This is a genomic window from Bradyrhizobium sp. BR 1433 (assembly GCF_051547665.1).
GTDB lineage: Bacteria > Pseudomonadota > Alphaproteobacteria > Rhizobiales > Xanthobacteraceae > Bradyrhizobium > Bradyrhizobium australafricanum.
In genome coordinates, this window is sequence record NZ_JBPUGG010000001.1 from 3,771,579 (window position 1) to 3,784,903 (window position 13,325).

Genomic DNA, 13,325 nt, shown 5'->3' on the forward strand with positions numbered 1-13,325 from the left:
GCGCGATTTCAGCGCACAAACAAAAACGCTCCCGCACCAGGTGCGGGAGCGTTTCTTGATTTCGGATCGACCTACCGCAGATTACCGCAGAAGCGCTGGATACGCTTGCAGGCATCCTCGAGATCGGAAGTCTTGGTGGCGTAGGAGATGCGGAACGCGGGTCCGAGCCCGAATGCCGATCCCTGCACCACGGCAACGCCTTCGCTCTCGAGCAATTCGGTAACGAACGCCTCGTCGTTGTCGATCAGCTTGCCCGACGGCGCCTTCTTGCCGATCGTGCCGGCGCAGGACGGATAGACGTAGAACGCGCCTTCCGGCCGCGGGCACTCGATGCCGCTCGCCTGGTTGAGCATCGACACCACGAGATCGCGACGTTCCTTGAACACCTTGTTATTCGCGGCGATGAAGTCCTGCGGACCGTTGAGCGCCTCGACCGACGCCCACTGCGCGATCGACGACGGGTTCGAGGTCGATTGCGACTGGATCGTCGCCATCGCCTTGATCAGCTGCGCCGGGCCGCCGGCATAGCCGATGCGCCAGCCGGTCATGCAGTAGGCCTTCGACACGCCGTTCACGGTCAGCGTGCGATCGTACAGGCTCGGCTCGACCTGCGCCGCCGTGGTGAAGACGAAGTCGTCATAGACGAGGTGCTCGTACATGTCGTCGGTCATCACCCAGACATGCGGATGCTTGACCAGCACGTCGGTGATCGCCTTGAGCTCGCTCTTCGTATAGGCCGAGCCGGTCGGGTTCGACGGCGAGCACAGGATCACCCACTTGGTCTTCGGCGTGATCGCCTTCTCGAGATCTTCCGGACGCAGCTTGAAGCCGGTCGAGGCCGGGCACACCACTGGCACCGACTCGCCGCCGGCGAGCGCCACCATCTCGGGGTAGCTGACCCAGTACGGCGCCGGGATGATCACCTCATCGCCCGGATTGATGGTCGCCATCAGCGCGTTGTAGAGCACCTGCTTGCCGCCGGTACCGACGATGACCTGGTTCGGCTTGTAGGTCAGGCCGTTCTCGCGCGCGAACTTGTTGATGATGGCTTCCTTGAGCTCCGGAATGCCGCCGACATCGGTGTACTTGGTCTTGCCGGCCTCGATCGCGTGGATCGCTGCCAGCTTGATGTTGGCGGGCGTATCGAAGTCAGGCTCGCCGGCGCCGAGGCCGATGACGTTGCGGCCCGCGGCTTTCAGCGCGCGTGCTTTGTCCGTGACCGCGATCGTCGCGGACGGCTTCACACGGTCGAGCGCAGCGGACAGGAAGGCCATTATCATCTCCTGGCAAACGTCGTGAGCCGTAGGGCCACGACTTGATTTGAATGGGATCGCGGCACCCTAGGCCTGTCGCCGCTGCACCGCAAGAAGCTTGGCGGTAAAGCTCGAAAACTTTCGCGCATGGCTCGCCGCGCGCGCAATTTTCCGCAAGTTCCGGCGCCGGATGACTCATATCCGGCAAGGCGGGTGACCATAGCTCCGGCCTTGCCGGCAGAGCCTTCGGCGGCATGCGCCGGCGCGGATTGCTCCGAGGACAATGCCGCGCGGCACCTGCCTGACAGCGCTGACGGCGGGTCGTCAACGCAGACCGGCGCGTCGTGCCGCCAAGGATGGCGCGTTAAGGTTTGTGAATTGCAGCGCGCCGGCCATGGTCGCGACCTTGGCCATCGACCGGCACCGTGCAGAGCGTCGCGCAGGCGTGATCCGAGTTGTTCTGCCGTGTGGATGGAATCGTTCTGCACGTGTGCAGTGCAGTAGACGTTTCGACTTTTTCCACACTGCAGGGCTTGCGACGCACCCCCGTCAGCATCATTGTTTAGCGGCGTTGCGGTGTGACAGGCCGCGCAATTTTTAAGCGTACCGTCTCCCTGACCGAGTGAACCACGACGCAATGTACAAGCTCTATTCGATGCAGCGCTCCGGCAACAGCTACAAGGTCCGGCTGGCGCTTGCCGTGCTGAACACGCCGTACGAGGCGATCGAGATCGACATCCTGCGCGGCGAGAGCCGCACGCCGGAATTCCTGGCCAAGAATCCGAGCGGCCAGGTGCCGCTGCTCGAGGTCGCCGAGGGCCGCCATCTCGCCGAGTCCAATGCCATCCTCTGGTACGTCGCGATCGGCACGCCGCTGGCGCCGGAGTCGCGGATCGAGCGCGCCGAGGCGCTGCAGTGGATGTTCTTCGAGCAGCACGCGCTGGAGCCGAACATCGGCGCCGCCTATTTCTGGCTGTCGCTGGTCAAGGGCGGACGCGACCTGCAGACGCACGCGCTGGAGGACTGGATGGAGCGCGGCTATGCGGCGCTGCAGGTGATGGAAAATCACCTCAAGGAACACGCCTATTTCGCCGCCGGACAGCTCACCGTCGCCGACATCGCCCTTTACGGCTACACCCACGTCGCCGACCGCTGCGACTTCGACCTGGCGACCTTTCCGTCGATCCGCGCCTGGCTCAAGCGGGTCGAGCAGACCCCCGGATTTGTCTCGATGGACTGGCAGCCTGGTACCGAGGCCGAGCCTGAGCCTCGCCTCGCGGCCGGCGTCTGAACGGCCGGGTGTGAATCTAGGGAATAACGGGGAAACTGCCCAAATAACGGGCAAAACTCGCGCCACCGCCGTATTTTAGCCATTTTTGGACGGCGCCACCGCCGCAATGTTGCCGGTGACAACCGGCAGATTCGCGCGGATGTCGCGAGTGATTCGCTCGCGGCCTGAGGGATTTAGACCATGAAACGGTGGTCCGGCACGGCAGGCTTCGATGGCCGCCCTGCCCCGGTGGCATCATCCCGGCTGACGAACGCGATCGCCGCGTCGCTCGCGCTCGGCGCGCTGACGCTGTGCCTGGTCGTCGCCGTGACGGTGCTGTCGAGCAACATCACCATGGCAACGGCGATCCCGGCCTAATCAAGCAATTTCCGGTTGGCACCTGATCCGCGGCAAGGCGCGGGAGAGACAGCGGCGCGACATGATGAAGACCCCCGTCGGACTGGTGACCGTGACGCTGTCGGCGGCGATCCTGCTGGCGGCATCGCTCCTGATCGTGACCGGCACGCAAGGCGAAGACCGTGCACGCCCCGCGCATGTCACGACGCCGACCGCCAAGCCGGCCCCGCACCACTAGCTCAGGCGCAAAGCGCATTAGAGCGTTTTCGAGCGAAGTGGAAACCGGTTCGCGTGAAGAAAACGCGTCAAAACAAGAATTCAGAGCTTCGGTTCTGATTCAATCAGAACCGAAGATGCTCTAGCCCCATTTGTGGAAGATCAGAAACGCGCCGGCGGCGATGAAGGCAAATCCGAGCGCGTGATTCCAGCCCAGCGGCTCCTTCAGGTACAACACCGAGAAGGCGGCGAACACGACCAGCGTGATCACCTCCTGCATGGTCTTGAGCTGCGCCGCCGAGTAGACCGCGCTGCCCCAGCGATTGGCCGGCACTGCCAGCCAGTACTCGAAGAAGGCGATGCCCCAGCTCACCATGATGACGATGGGGAGCGAGTGATCCTTGAACTTGAGATGGCCGTACCAGGCGAAGGTCATGAAGACGTTCGAGGCGAACAGCATCAGGATCGGCAGCAGCGACGGCGAAATGGCGGGCATCGAATGTCCTCTTGCAAGCAAAGCACGCGGTAACCCGCAGGCACGGAACCGGGTTCCGTGCCGATCTGCATATCATTTGATTTGAAAGCAGCGAAAGCTGGTTCGGCCCCCGCAACGCCCGCTTAACCGTCGGGACAGAAATGCCGGCGCGGTTGCGGCCCTGTCGTCAAACTGCGGCTTTATCGTTCGTTTGATAGATAGCGAGAACGCGCATGCGGTTCGACTGGCGTGCAATTTCAGGTCCGGCCCTGACGGCGATCACGGCATCCGCCGCCTTCCTGCTCGATCGCCTCGTTGTCGCCGTCCCCAATCCCGCGCCGCTGTTCGTCTGCATCGTGGCGCTTGCGAGCTCGATCAGCGGCATCACCTCCGGGCTGATCTCCGCCGCGATCGCGGTGGCCGCCTCGGCGCTGTTCTTCCTCAATCATCGCGCGCTGCCCGGTTACGACACGGCCGACGTCGCGCGGATGCTGATGCTGGCGGCGACCGCGGCCGGCACCGCCGTGATCACCGGAATGCTGCGGCAGAAATGGATCGACGCCTTTGCCGCGGACCAGCAGCATCACGCCACCGCGGAGCGGCTCGCCGCCGCGCTCGACCAGGTCGACATCGGCATCGTGCTGCTCGACGCCGACACCCGCGCCGAATTCATCAACCGCGCCTTCCGCGACTATTTCGCGCTGTCGGATGCGCAGGCCGAGAGCAAGCCGCCCTTCGTCGCGCTGATGTATCACGGCCGCGACACCGGCGCCTATGAACTGCCGGAAGACGAGCTGAGCGCGTTCATCGCCGAGCGCATCGCGATGATGCGCGCCGGCAACTCCACGCCGATCAATCTCAACCTCGCCGACGGCCAGGTGCTGCGTTTCAGCTGCACCGCACTGCCGGACGGCGGCCGCATGCTGAGCTACACGCCGGTCACCGACCTCGTGCGGCACACCGACGATCCCGCGAAGGCCGATGAATATCGGGCGCAGCGCGCCGGGCGCGAGCGCCGTCTGGCGCGATTGCTGCGCGCCGCCGAGTGACGCGCGACCTCGTCCGCAATTGATCCTGCGAGATAGCGACGGTAGAACCTTGCGAGCCGTGCGGAGACATCGCCCGCAACGCAGGATCATCCAGGAATCCTCCATGGCCAACGACGTCACCATCCGCTTCGTCAACCGCGACGACTACGCCCAGTGGCTTCCTCTATGGGACGGCTACAATGCCTTCTATGAGCGATCCGGGCCGACCGCGCTCGCGCCCGAGATCACTGCGATGACGTGGGAGCGTTTCTTCGATGCCTATGAGCCGGTGCACGCGCTGGTCGCCGACGCCGGCGGCAAATTGCTCGGGCTGACGCATTATCTGTTTCACCGCTCGACCACGGCGATCGCGCCAACCTGCTATTTGCAGGATCTGTTCACCAGCGAAGCCACGCGCGGCAAGGGCGTTGGCCGCGCGTTGATCAACGGCGTTTACGCGCAGGCCAGGCTCGCGGGATCGCCACGCGTCTACTGGCAGACGCATGAGACCAACCACACCGCGATGCAGCTTTATGACAAGGTCGCGGACAAGCCGGGCTTCGTCATCTATCGCAAGATTGTCTGAGCGGATCTTCGCGGCCTGTGGATTGAACAGAGGTGTCACCGGCACGTTACAAAGCCCGGCTAGGCTTCCGCTCGCGCAGATCAGGCCCCCCGTCTCAGATCTTCGCCAAGCGGTCCCCGTCAGTCGCCGCGTCTGACCGGGACCGCTTTTTTTGCGACATCTCATTTTGCGACACCGCCATGCGTGATCGGCGGTAGGACGGCACCTTGCCGGGCTCGGGACAGCGCGTCACAATGCGCGGCACCCCTCGCCCATCCCACAGGATTGTCTCATGGAAGTTCGTAATCTCGGCGGCTCCGGGCTGCGCGTGTCCGCGGTCGGCCTCGGCTGCAACAATTTCGGCCAGCGCACCGACCTCGAAACCTCGCGCAAGGTGATCCACAAGGCGATCGATCTCGGCATCACGCTGTTCGACACCGCCGACATCTATGCCGGCATGGGCGGCTCGGAGACCGTGCTCGGCACCGTGCTGGGCGACCGCCGCAAGGACATCGTGCTCGCCACCAAATTCTCCAAGCCGATGGCGACCGACGGCACCAAGCAGGGCGCCTCGCGGCGCTACATCATGTCCGCAGTCGAAGCGAGCCTCACTCGCCTGAAGACCGACTATATCGATCTCTACCAGCAGCACGACTACGATCCGCTCACCCCGATCGACGAGACGCTGCGCGCGCTCGACGATCTCGTCCGCCAGGGCAAGGTGCGCTACATCGGCAACTCCAACTTCCCGGCCTGGCGGATCGCCGAAGCCGAGTACGTCGCGCGCCAGATGAACATGAACCGCTTCGTGTCCTGCCAGGACGAATACAGCCTCCTGGTGCGCGACATCGAGAAGGACCTGCTGCCGGCGACGCAGCAATACAATCTCGGCCTGCTGCCGTTCTTCCCGCTCGCCAGCGGCCTGTTGACCGGCAAGTACCAGCGCGGCGCCGCTGCACCCGCCGATACCCGCTTCGCCAAGGCGCCGGCCCTGAAGGATCGCTACGTCACGCCGCGCAACGAGGACATCGTCGAGAAGCTGCAGGCGTTTGCCAGGGAGCGCGGCCACGCCATGCTCGAGCTCGCCTTCTCCTGGCTCGCCGCCCGCCCGCAAGTCGCAAGCGTCATCGCCGGGGCGACGCGTCCCGAGCAGATCGAGCAGAACGTCAAGGCGATCAGCTGGAAGCTCTCCGCGGAGGAGATGGCGGAGATCGATGGGATAACGAAGGCGTGAAGCGAACGGCACTCTCTCCGCTCCCTCTCCCCGTCCTTCACGGGGAGAGGGTTGGGGGAGGGGCATCTATCCGCGCAACTCAGTCTGAATTGTAATCAACACACCCTCGACGTTGCCGAGCACATCGTTGTTCCAGAAGCGAAGCACGCGATAGCCCTCCCCGGTGAGATACCGGTCCCGGACCACGTCTGCAGCTGAGTCCGCGTGCTGACCGCCATCCACTTCGATCACGAGCCGTCGCTCGCGGCAGACGAAGTCGCAAATGTAACTCCCGACCGGCACCTGCCGTGCGAACTTATGGCCATCAATCTGGCGATTGCGGATGCGATTCCAAAGCACGGTCTCCGCGTCCGTTTGATTGGCGCGCAGCCCTCTCGCGAGTCGGATAGGTGTTTCCTTGCGGCCACGCATTGCCCTGCCCCTCACCCGGAAGCAACGCGATGCGTCGCTTCCGACCTCTCCCCGCAAAGAGCGGGGAGAGGTTGAGGAAGTCAAGCCACCAGCCCCTTCATCGGCTTTACCGGGGCGCTGTCCGGAAACACGGCATCGGCCAGCACGCGCTCGCCGAGGCCGAACTGGTCGTGCAGCACGCCCTTGATCACGGCGCGCAGGTCGGTGGTCGGGGCCAGGTCGCGGGCCTGGTAGAGATTGGCGGGCTTGAGGCCGGGCCAGTCGGTGATCATGCGGCCGCCATTCACCGCGCCGCCGGCGAGCAGCGCGATGGTGCCGGTGCCGTGGTCGGTGCCCTCGGTGCCGTTGATGCGCGCGGTGCGGCCGAACTCGGTCGCGACCACGATCACGGTGTCGCGCCAGCGCGCGCCGAGGCCGCTCTGGAATTCCGCCAGCGCGCCGTCGAGGCCGCCGAGCAGCTGCGCGAGCCGGCCGACCGGCCCGCCTTCATTGGCGTGGGTGTCCCAGCCATCGAAGGCGAGCGCACCGATCCGCGGGCCGTCATCGGCCGCCATCAATTTCGCGGCGCCGCGCGCCACGAGGCGCATCGCCGCCTCGCCGCCCGCTCCGGGCTTCGGCTTCATCTCGTCGCCCTGCGCCTGCTTCTCGAGCTGCAAGCCTTGCGTCAGCGCGCTCGCCAGCGCCGGATCGCGGTGCTGATAGAGATCGAGCAGCCGCATCGCGGTGTCGTCGGCGGCTTGCGGCAGCGCGGTCGGGGCCCAGCCGACGGTCGGCGCCGCGCCGCGCAGCACCAGCGGCGTGGTCGGGCCGACCGCGAGCGCGCTCGTCACCCGCTCGCCTTTCGGCAAGGCTTCCAGCGCGCGATTGAGCCAGCCGGACTGCACGCGGCCCGGACCGGGGAAGCCACTTTCCAGCACGTCCTGACCGTCGAAATGCGAGCGATCGCGATAGGAGGTCGCCACCGCATGAACCACCGCGGCCTGCTTGGCGCGATACATCCGCGAAAATTCCGGCATCGCCGGATGCAGGGCGAAGAACTGATCCAGCATCACCGCCGCGTTCGGGCCATCGGGGCGCAGCGCGATCGCGCCGTGCAGGCCGGCATAATCAGGGTCGCCGACCGGGGCGACCGTGGCAAGACCGTCGAGCGCGCCGCGCAGGATGATGGTGACGAAGCGCGGATCGCGGACATCGGCGGCGCGCGCGAATTTCGGCAAGTAGGCCCAGGCCGCAAACGAGGCGCCGCCGAGCAGCAGCGCGCGCCGCGACGTCGCCTGCAGCATCAGGCTCTCGGAGCATTCCATCGTCATCTCCTCTGGAACTCGGGCGACATCAACAGCAGCGCCAGCGCCTGCTGCCGCGATTCCGCGCGCTCGATGGTGCGCCGCGTCTCGGGCGAGGCGGCATCGGCGGCAATGAGTTCGAGCAGGTCGCGCGGGTCGAACCGGTCGGCGAGCTGGGAGGCGACTTGCGCCGAAATGTCGAGCCTGAGCTTGACGCCTTCAGGTGCCGCCCAGGCCGCGGCGGTGTCCGGAAAACCGTTCGGCCCGGCCGGCGACCACAAGGGCTGGCCGAGCACGTTGAGGCCGCTGAGATAGCGGCCCGGATCCTCGGGATTGCGCGCCAGCAGGCGGCCGGAGGCGACCAGGAATTCGTAAGGCGAACGCATCTTTGTCAGCGGCGCCTGCCAGGCCTCGCTGGACTGAACGAGCGCGGTGGCCAGCGCCCTGAGATCGCCGTCCGTTTTCGTGAATGTATCCTGCAGCCTCGCCACCAGCGCCGGCGGCGGATCGTCGGCAACGAAGTGGCGCGCGAACTTGGTCGCGATGAATTTTGCGGTCGAGGGATGCCGCGCGATGTCCGACAGCACCGCCTCGCCCTGCGCAACGCCCGCCTGCGCGTAGGTCTTGCCGAGCACCTGCTGCGGTCCGGGCTGGTGCGCATTGACGTTGAACACGAAGCTGCCGGGCACACCTAACTGGCCACGACGGCCGGCAAAGGTCCAGCCGGTGATGACGCGCGCCAGCGAGGTCACGTCGTCCTGGGTGTAGCCGCCGCCGATGCCGAGCGTATGCAGCTCCATGATCTCGCGCGCGAGGTTCTCGTTCAGGCCGCGATTGCGGTTGATGCCGGCGCGCGACTCCGGGCCGAGCGATTGCTGATTGTCGAGAAAGAACAGCATCGCCGGATGCTGCTCGACGGCCTTCAGCATGTCCGGGAAACGGCCGAGCACATGCGGACGGATCGCCTCGCGCTCGAACGAGCCGGCCCACATCCGCGCCAGCGCGCCCTTGTTGGCGGAGATGCAGAAGTGGTTGGACCAGAACACCACGAGCCGTTCGACGAAGCCGCAATCGGCGACCACGCCGCGCTGCAGCCGCGCCAGCGCCTCGGCACGGAATGTCTTCTGGATGATGTTGAGCGGTTGCGCCGGCGGCTTGGGCGGACCAGCCACCGTCTGCATCGTCGGAGGCTGCATCGGAGCCGACGGCGTCATCGCCGCATTGGCGCCATCGGCGCCCTGCGCCTGCATTGTCGGATCTTTTCCGGCGATCTCCTTGGCGGCAGTGGACAGCGACAGATTGCGCCGCTGCCGCGACTTCGTGTCCGGCCCCTGCGGCGACGTCTCGCTCGCGCCTTGCTGCGCGGCCTTCGCGGCGTTGCGCGCCTGCTGGATCTCGAACTGATAATCGAACACCTGCTTGCCGAGTTCGGGTGTCGAAAGCAAGCCCGGCACTTCGAGCAGCGCGCCGTTCGGACGCGCCAGTTCCGCCAGCACGAAACCGCGCGGATCGGAGGCCGCGTTGATGAAGTCGCCGGACGCCCCGCCGCGGGCGCCGAATCCAAACCGGTTGAGGGCAACCAGCGCGGCTTGCGAATCACGGGCCATCAGAATTCCCTTGACGATTTCCTTGGCGGCCTATCCCGGCTATATCAGTTGCCTGGCATCATAGCGCGGTCCGGGATGAACCCGAGATTAATTCGCGCATTAAATCGCGGTTAGAATGGACCTCTCGTCAAACGATCGTCCCCAACCAGCATCTCCGCGCCGGCTTGCCTGCACGGCATGCGGCAGCGAATTTTCCTGCTCGCTCACGGGAGCATGCTGGTGCTCCGATGAGAGTTTTCGCCTGCCGATGCCGACCGATAGCGGCGACTGCCTGTGCCCCGCATGCTTGCGGAAGCTCGCGGAACAGCAAGCAGCGGTGAGCGCCACGTGAAGGCACGCTGGACCGTCGACGCCGTCCTGCTCGACATGGACGGCACGCTGCTCGACACCGAGAAGGTCTACTTCGACAGCCTGGTCGCGGCGCTGAACGTGTGCGGCTACACCGACGACGTCGTCGCGCTGTGCCATTCCATGGTCGGCCTTCCCGGCCCGGTCTGCGAGGCGATGCTGCGCGATCATTACGGCGCGACGTTTCCGCTGGAGGCGGTCGACCTGGCCTTCCTCGAACATCGCGATCGGATGATGCAGTCGGGCCTGCCGCTCAAATCAGGCACGCTCGATCTGCTCGACGCCATCGCCGCCGCGGAGCGCCCAATGGCGATCGTCACCTCGTCCTCGCGCCGCTCTGCCGAACGCAACCTCACCCTCGCCGGCATCCGCGCGCGCTTCGACACGTTGCTGACGCTTGACGATGTCGCGCAGGGCAAGCCGGATCCGGAGCTCTATCTCAAGGCCGCCGCGCGGCTCGGCGTGAGGTCGGCGTCCTGCATCGCGGTGGAAGACTCCAACCACGGCGTCGCCGCCGCCCACGCCGCCGGCGCGATCACGCTGATGGTGCCGGACATGGCGCCACCGACCGACGAGACCCGTGCGAAATGCGCAGCCGTGTTGCCGGATCTCAACGCCGTGCTGGCGCTGATGCAGGAGCGCGGCGCGCTTTAATCGTCATTGCGAGAAGGTCTCGCCGCAGGCTGCTGCACCTCTCTCGCGTGCGGGAGAGGGAGCGCACCGCCTTCGCGACTACCATTCAACCTACTCTCGTCCTGTCCTAACCCCGCTTACGCCCCTGCTTCCCCAGCGCCGTCTCGATCAGCGTGCGCGCAGCCTCGCCGGCCGTTTCCATATAACTCGCGTCACGGTGCAGCAGCACCACGGCGAATGATCCGTCCAGCAGCAGCAGGATCTGCCGCGCCAGCTTGAGCGGATCGACAATCTCCGCTTCCGCAAAGGTCGCGCGCAGCCAGTCCTCGAACTTCTTCTTGTGCGCGGCGCCGATCCTGATCGCGGGATGCCCGGGCATGTTGGCCAGTTCGGCGGAGGTGCGCAGGAAGCCGCAGCCCTTCCACTTCGGGTGCCGCGCCGAGCGCGCGAGGTTCTTGAAGATCGCCTCGACCTTCACCGCCAGGCCGCCCTCGGCCTCCGCGAACCACTTTCGGAACAGCGCGAGATTGGGCTGGTCGCGCGCGGCGAGATAGGCGGCGACGAGGTCATCCTTGCTCTTGAAGTGATAATACAGCGTGCGCTTGGTGAGGCCGGCCTTGGCGGCGACCTCGTCGACGCTGACGCGGCGGATGCCTTCATTGTAGAACAGCGCGCTCGCCGCCTGGACGATGCGCTCGCGGGTGGGCTCGGAAGGTCTGGGCATTCTGCGTATGTATACTAACCAGTGAATATACACAAATTCCGGCTGGCCATACGTTCGGCGCAGACACGAAACAGCCATGCCGGAGAGCGCACCATGCCCGAACCCATCCTGCTCGAGATCAGCGACGGGATCGCCCTGATGACATTGAACCGTCCCGAGCAGCTCAACGCGCTGAACTATGCGCTGATCGATCAGCTGATGGCGGCGCTCGATCGCATCGAGGGCGACGCTGAGGTGCGCGCGGTGATCCTGACCGGTGCCGGCGAGCGCGCCTTCTCGGCCGGCGCCGACATCCACGAATTCTCTGGGAGCGTCAAACAGGGAGCGGCCGTCGCGGTGCGCGACTTCGTCCGACGGGGACAAGCCATGACCGCGCGGCTCGAGGCATTCAAGAAGCCCGTGATCGCCGCGATCAACGGGCTCGCCTTCGGCGGCGGCTGCGAGATCACCGAGGCGGTACATCTCGCTGTCGCCAGCGACCGCGCGCAATTTGCAAAGCCCGAGATCAAGCTCGGCATGCCCCCGACCTTCGGCGGCACGCAGCGGCTGCCACGGCTGGCGGGACGCAAGCGCGGACTTGAATTGCTGCTGACGGGCGATCCGTTCCCGCCCGAGCATGCGCGCGAGATCGGGCTGGTCAATCAGGTCGTGCCGCATGATCAGTTGCTGACCGCCGCGCGCGAACTCGCCGACCGGATCACCAGGCATTCGCCCGGATCCGTCGCCGGCACCATCACCGCGGTGACGCGCGGGCTCAACATGCCGATTGCCGAGGGCCTTTTGGTCGAGAGCGAGCAGTTCGCCGCGCTGGTGCCGGGCCGCGATCTCGCCGAGGGGTTAGCTGCGTGGAAGGAACGGCGGCCGGCGAGGTATGTCGGGGCTTGAAAACCCGCGAGTGCTACATCCGTCATTGCGAGCGAAGCGAAGCAATCCATCGACCCGCATACGCGGAAAGATGGATTGCTTCGTCGCTTCGCTCCTCGCAATGACGGAGGAGTTCGCCCTACCGCACCACGGCCGCGGTCTGCCCGAACAAGAGCTTGCGCTCTTCCTCGGTGCGGATCGCGGGCTGGCCGAAATTCGGATTGACCTCCTTCGCCTTGGCATAGGCGCGCACGGTCGCCGGGCGCTTGCCGATCGTCTCCAACCAGCGCTTCAGATGCGGAAAATCGTCGATCTCCTGGCCCTGGTTCTTGTAGGGCACGACCCACGGATAGCTCGCCATGTCGGCGATCGAGTAGTCGCCGGCGACGAATTCGCGATCGGCGAGCCGCTTGTTGAGCACGCCGTAGAGCCGGTTGGTCTCGTTGACGTAGCGGTCGATCGCGTAAGGCAGCTTCTCGACGGCGTAGTTGCGGAAATGGTGGTTCTGCCCGGCCATCGGCCCGAGCCCGCCCATCTGCCAGAACGTCCACTGGATCGCGTCATAGCGGCCATGGATATCGGCCGGCAGGAATCGTCCGGTCTTCTCGGCGAGATAGAGCAGGATCGCGCCGGACTCGAACAGCTGTAGCGGCTTGCCGCCGCCCTTCGGCGCGTGATCGAGAATTGCGGGGATGCGGTTGTTCGGCGCGATCTGCAAAAACTCCGGCTTGAACTGATCGCCTTTGCCGATGTTCACCGGGAAAATCCTGTACTCCAATCCGGTCTCCTCAAGGAACATCGTTACCTTGTGACCGTTCGGCGTGGACCAGTAGTGAAGGTCGATCATGGGCGTGATCCTGCATTGCCAGGGACTGCCGATGCCGCGCATCGGCGAGAAAGATGCGAATGCATTGACTTGGGCGCATAACCGCACCCAAGTCAATGGCGCGCGCATTGCACCGTGCGCGAATGTGATCTGCGGCCAGCGCAAGTGCCCGATTGAGCCGCGTCCCGATTGCTCCTAGGCTCAACGTGTTTAGTATTGAAAAGTTTTCAA

The 13,325-nt window shown here is 65.3% G+C and carries 16 protein-coding genes; 9 read left to right on the top strand and 7 right to left on the bottom strand.

Features of this window, described 5'->3' with window-relative positions; translation table 11 throughout:
- Positions 1-71 precede the first annotated feature (71 nt).
- Complete coding sequence (locus ACSKB9_RS18475; RefSeq protein ID WP_028340563.1) at positions 72-1,274, bottom strand: pyridoxal phosphate-dependent aminotransferase; 1,203 nt, start codon at positions 1,272-1,274, stop codon at positions 72-74.
- Positions 1,275-1,890: 616 nt separating this feature from the next.
- Between ACSKB9_RS18475 and ACSKB9_RS18480 the strand changes: the two genes are divergently transcribed.
- From ACSKB9_RS18480 to ACSKB9_RS18490, 3 genes are all read left to right on the top strand, one after another.
- On the top strand, positions 1,891-2,544 hold the full coding sequence (locus ACSKB9_RS18480; protein WP_057015955.1) for a glutathione S-transferase family protein: 654 nt from the start codon (positions 1,891-1,893) through the stop codon (positions 2,542-2,544).
- 180 nt (positions 2,545-2,724) lie between these two features.
- Positions 2,725-2,901: a hypothetical protein gene (locus tag ACSKB9_RS18485; protein ID WP_168859259.1), complete on the top strand. Its 177-nt coding sequence runs from the start codon at positions 2,725-2,727 to the stop codon at positions 2,899-2,901.
- 61 nt (positions 2,902-2,962) lie between these two features.
- Positions 2,963-3,118 (top strand): hypothetical protein, encoded by a 156-nt coding sequence (locus ACSKB9_RS18490; RefSeq protein ID WP_168859260.1) that lies wholly within the window; start codon positions 2,963-2,965, stop codon positions 3,116-3,118.
- A gap of 120 nt (positions 3,119-3,238) precedes the next feature.
- Here ACSKB9_RS18490 and ACSKB9_RS18495 read toward each other — a convergent pair whose 3' ends face one another.
- Complete coding sequence (locus tag ACSKB9_RS18495) at positions 3,239-3,592, bottom strand: DMT family protein (protein ID WP_076829887.1); 354 nt, start codon at positions 3,590-3,592, stop codon at positions 3,239-3,241.
- 212 nt (positions 3,593-3,804) lie between these two features.
- Here ACSKB9_RS18495 and ACSKB9_RS18500 point away from each other — a divergent pair, with 212 nt between their 5' ends.
- The 3 genes from ACSKB9_RS18500 to ACSKB9_RS18510 all read left to right on the top strand — a co-directional run bounded on the left by ACSKB9_RS18500 (position 3,805) and on the right by ACSKB9_RS18510 (position 6,398).
- A complete protein-coding gene (locus ACSKB9_RS18500) occupies positions 3,805-4,620 on the top strand; it encodes a PAS domain-containing protein (protein WP_438074754.1) in 816 nt (271 codons plus the stop codon).
- Between the two features lie 103 nt (positions 4,621-4,723).
- A complete protein-coding gene (locus tag ACSKB9_RS18505; RefSeq protein ID WP_438074756.1) occupies positions 4,724-5,185 on the top strand; it encodes an N-acetyltransferase family protein in 462 nt (153 codons plus the stop codon).
- 271 nt (positions 5,186-5,456) lie between these two features.
- Positions 5,457-6,398: an aldo/keto reductase gene (locus ACSKB9_RS18510; RefSeq protein WP_438074758.1), complete on the top strand. Its 942-nt coding sequence runs from the start codon at positions 5,457-5,459 to the stop codon at positions 6,396-6,398.
- A 66-nt stretch (positions 6,399-6,464) separates the two neighbouring features.
- Here ACSKB9_RS18510 and ACSKB9_RS18515 read toward each other — a convergent pair whose 3' ends face one another.
- The 3 genes from ACSKB9_RS18515 to ACSKB9_RS18525 form a co-directional block, all read right to left on the bottom strand.
- Positions 6,465-6,809, bottom strand: a complete 345-nt coding sequence (locus tag ACSKB9_RS18515) for an endonuclease domain-containing protein (protein ID WP_253606874.1) — start codon at positions 6,807-6,809, stop codon at positions 6,465-6,467.
- Between the two features lie 80 nt (positions 6,810-6,889).
- Positions 6,890-8,119 carry a DUF1501 domain-containing protein gene (locus ACSKB9_RS18520; protein WP_438074760.1) on the bottom strand — a complete coding sequence of 410 codons (1,230 nt, stop codon included), beginning with the start codon at positions 8,117-8,119 and terminating at the stop codon, positions 6,890-6,892.
- On the bottom strand, positions 8,116-9,699 hold the full coding sequence (locus tag ACSKB9_RS18525) for a DUF1800 domain-containing protein (protein ID WP_438074762.1): 1,584 nt from the start codon (positions 9,697-9,699) through the stop codon (positions 8,116-8,118). Before ACSKB9_RS18525 ends, ACSKB9_RS18520 begins: the two co-directional genes overlap by 4 nt.
- Positions 9,700-10,026: 327 nt before the next feature.
- Between ACSKB9_RS18525 and ACSKB9_RS18530 the strand changes: the two genes are divergently transcribed.
- Positions 10,027-10,701, top strand: a complete 675-nt coding sequence (locus tag ACSKB9_RS18530; RefSeq protein ID WP_438074764.1) for an HAD family hydrolase — start codon at positions 10,027-10,029, stop codon at positions 10,699-10,701.
- 106 nt (positions 10,702-10,807) lie between these two features.
- Here the strand turns inward: ACSKB9_RS18530 and ACSKB9_RS18535 are convergent, their stop codons facing one another.
- Entirely contained in the window at positions 10,808-11,404 is a 597-nt protein-coding gene (locus ACSKB9_RS18535; protein ID WP_438074766.1) for a TetR/AcrR family transcriptional regulator, read from the bottom strand.
- Positions 11,405-11,497: 93 nt separating this feature from the next.
- Here ACSKB9_RS18535 and ACSKB9_RS18540 point away from each other — a divergent pair, with 93 nt between their 5' ends.
- Entirely contained in the window at positions 11,498-12,289 is a 792-nt protein-coding gene (locus tag ACSKB9_RS18540; protein ID WP_438074768.1) for a crotonase/enoyl-CoA hydratase family protein, read from the top strand.
- 118 nt (positions 12,290-12,407) lie between these two features.
- On the opposite strand, the gene ACSKB9_RS18545 is transcribed toward ACSKB9_RS18540, so the two are convergent.
- The gene (locus tag ACSKB9_RS18545) at positions 12,408-13,115 is read right to left on the bottom strand and encodes a glutathione binding-like protein (protein ID WP_438074770.1); all 708 of its coding nucleotides are present in this window, start codon (positions 13,113-13,115) and stop codon (positions 12,408-12,410) included.
- Here ACSKB9_RS18545 and ACSKB9_RS18550 point away from each other — a divergent pair.
- Positions 13,114-13,293, top strand: a complete 180-nt coding sequence (locus ACSKB9_RS18550) for a hypothetical protein (protein WP_438074772.1) — start codon at positions 13,114-13,116, stop codon at positions 13,291-13,293. The genes ACSKB9_RS18545 and ACSKB9_RS18550 overlap by 2 nt on opposite strands.
- Positions 13,294-13,325: the final 32 nt, after the last annotated feature.

Bases quoted from the DNA above. Each gene is read 5' to 3' on its own strand.
- ACSKB9_RS18475 (WP_028340563.1), bottom strand. From the start codon at position 1,274: ATGGCCTTCCTGTCCGCTGCGCTCGACCGTGTGAAGCCGTCCGCGACG.
- ACSKB9_RS18480 (WP_057015955.1), top strand. From the start codon at position 1,891: ATGTACAAGCTCTATTCGATGCAGCGCTCCGGCAACAGCTACAAGGTC.
- ACSKB9_RS18485 (WP_168859259.1), top strand. From the start codon at position 2,725: ATGAAACGGTGGTCCGGCACGGCAGGCTTCGATGGCCGCCCTGCCCCG.
- ACSKB9_RS18490 (WP_168859260.1), top strand. From the start codon at position 2,963: ATGATGAAGACCCCCGTCGGACTGGTGACCGTGACGCTGTCGGCGGCG.
- ACSKB9_RS18495 (WP_076829887.1), bottom strand. From the start codon at position 3,592: ATGCCCGCCATTTCGCCGTCGCTGCTGCCGATCCTGATGCTGTTCGCC.
- ACSKB9_RS18500 (WP_438074754.1), top strand. From the start codon at position 3,805: ATGCGGTTCGACTGGCGTGCAATTTCAGGTCCGGCCCTGACGGCGATC.
- ACSKB9_RS18505 (WP_438074756.1), top strand. From the start codon at position 4,724: ATGGCCAACGACGTCACCATCCGCTTCGTCAACCGCGACGACTACGCC.
- ACSKB9_RS18510 (WP_438074758.1), top strand. From the start codon at position 5,457: ATGGAAGTTCGTAATCTCGGCGGCTCCGGGCTGCGCGTGTCCGCGGTC.
- ACSKB9_RS18515 (WP_253606874.1), bottom strand. From the start codon at position 6,809: ATGCGTGGCCGCAAGGAAACACCTATCCGACTCGCGAGAGGGCTGCGC.
- ACSKB9_RS18520 (WP_438074760.1), bottom strand. From the start codon at position 8,119: ATGACGATGGAATGCTCCGAGAGCCTGATGCTGCAGGCGACGTCGCGG.
- ACSKB9_RS18525 (WP_438074762.1), bottom strand. From the start codon at position 9,699: ATGGCCCGTGATTCGCAAGCCGCGCTGGTTGCCCTCAACCGGTTTGGA.
- ACSKB9_RS18535 (WP_438074766.1), bottom strand. From the start codon at position 11,404: ATGCCCAGACCTTCCGAGCCCACCCGCGAGCGCATCGTCCAGGCGGCG.
- ACSKB9_RS18540 (WP_438074768.1), top strand. From the start codon at position 11,498: ATGCCCGAACCCATCCTGCTCGAGATCAGCGACGGGATCGCCCTGATG.
- ACSKB9_RS18550 (WP_438074772.1), top strand. From the start codon at position 13,114: ATGGGCGTGATCCTGCATTGCCAGGGACTGCCGATGCCGCGCATCGGC.
- ACSKB9_RS18545 (WP_438074770.1), bottom strand. From the start codon at position 13,115: ATGATCGACCTTCACTACTGGTCCACGCCGAACGGTCACAAGGTAACG.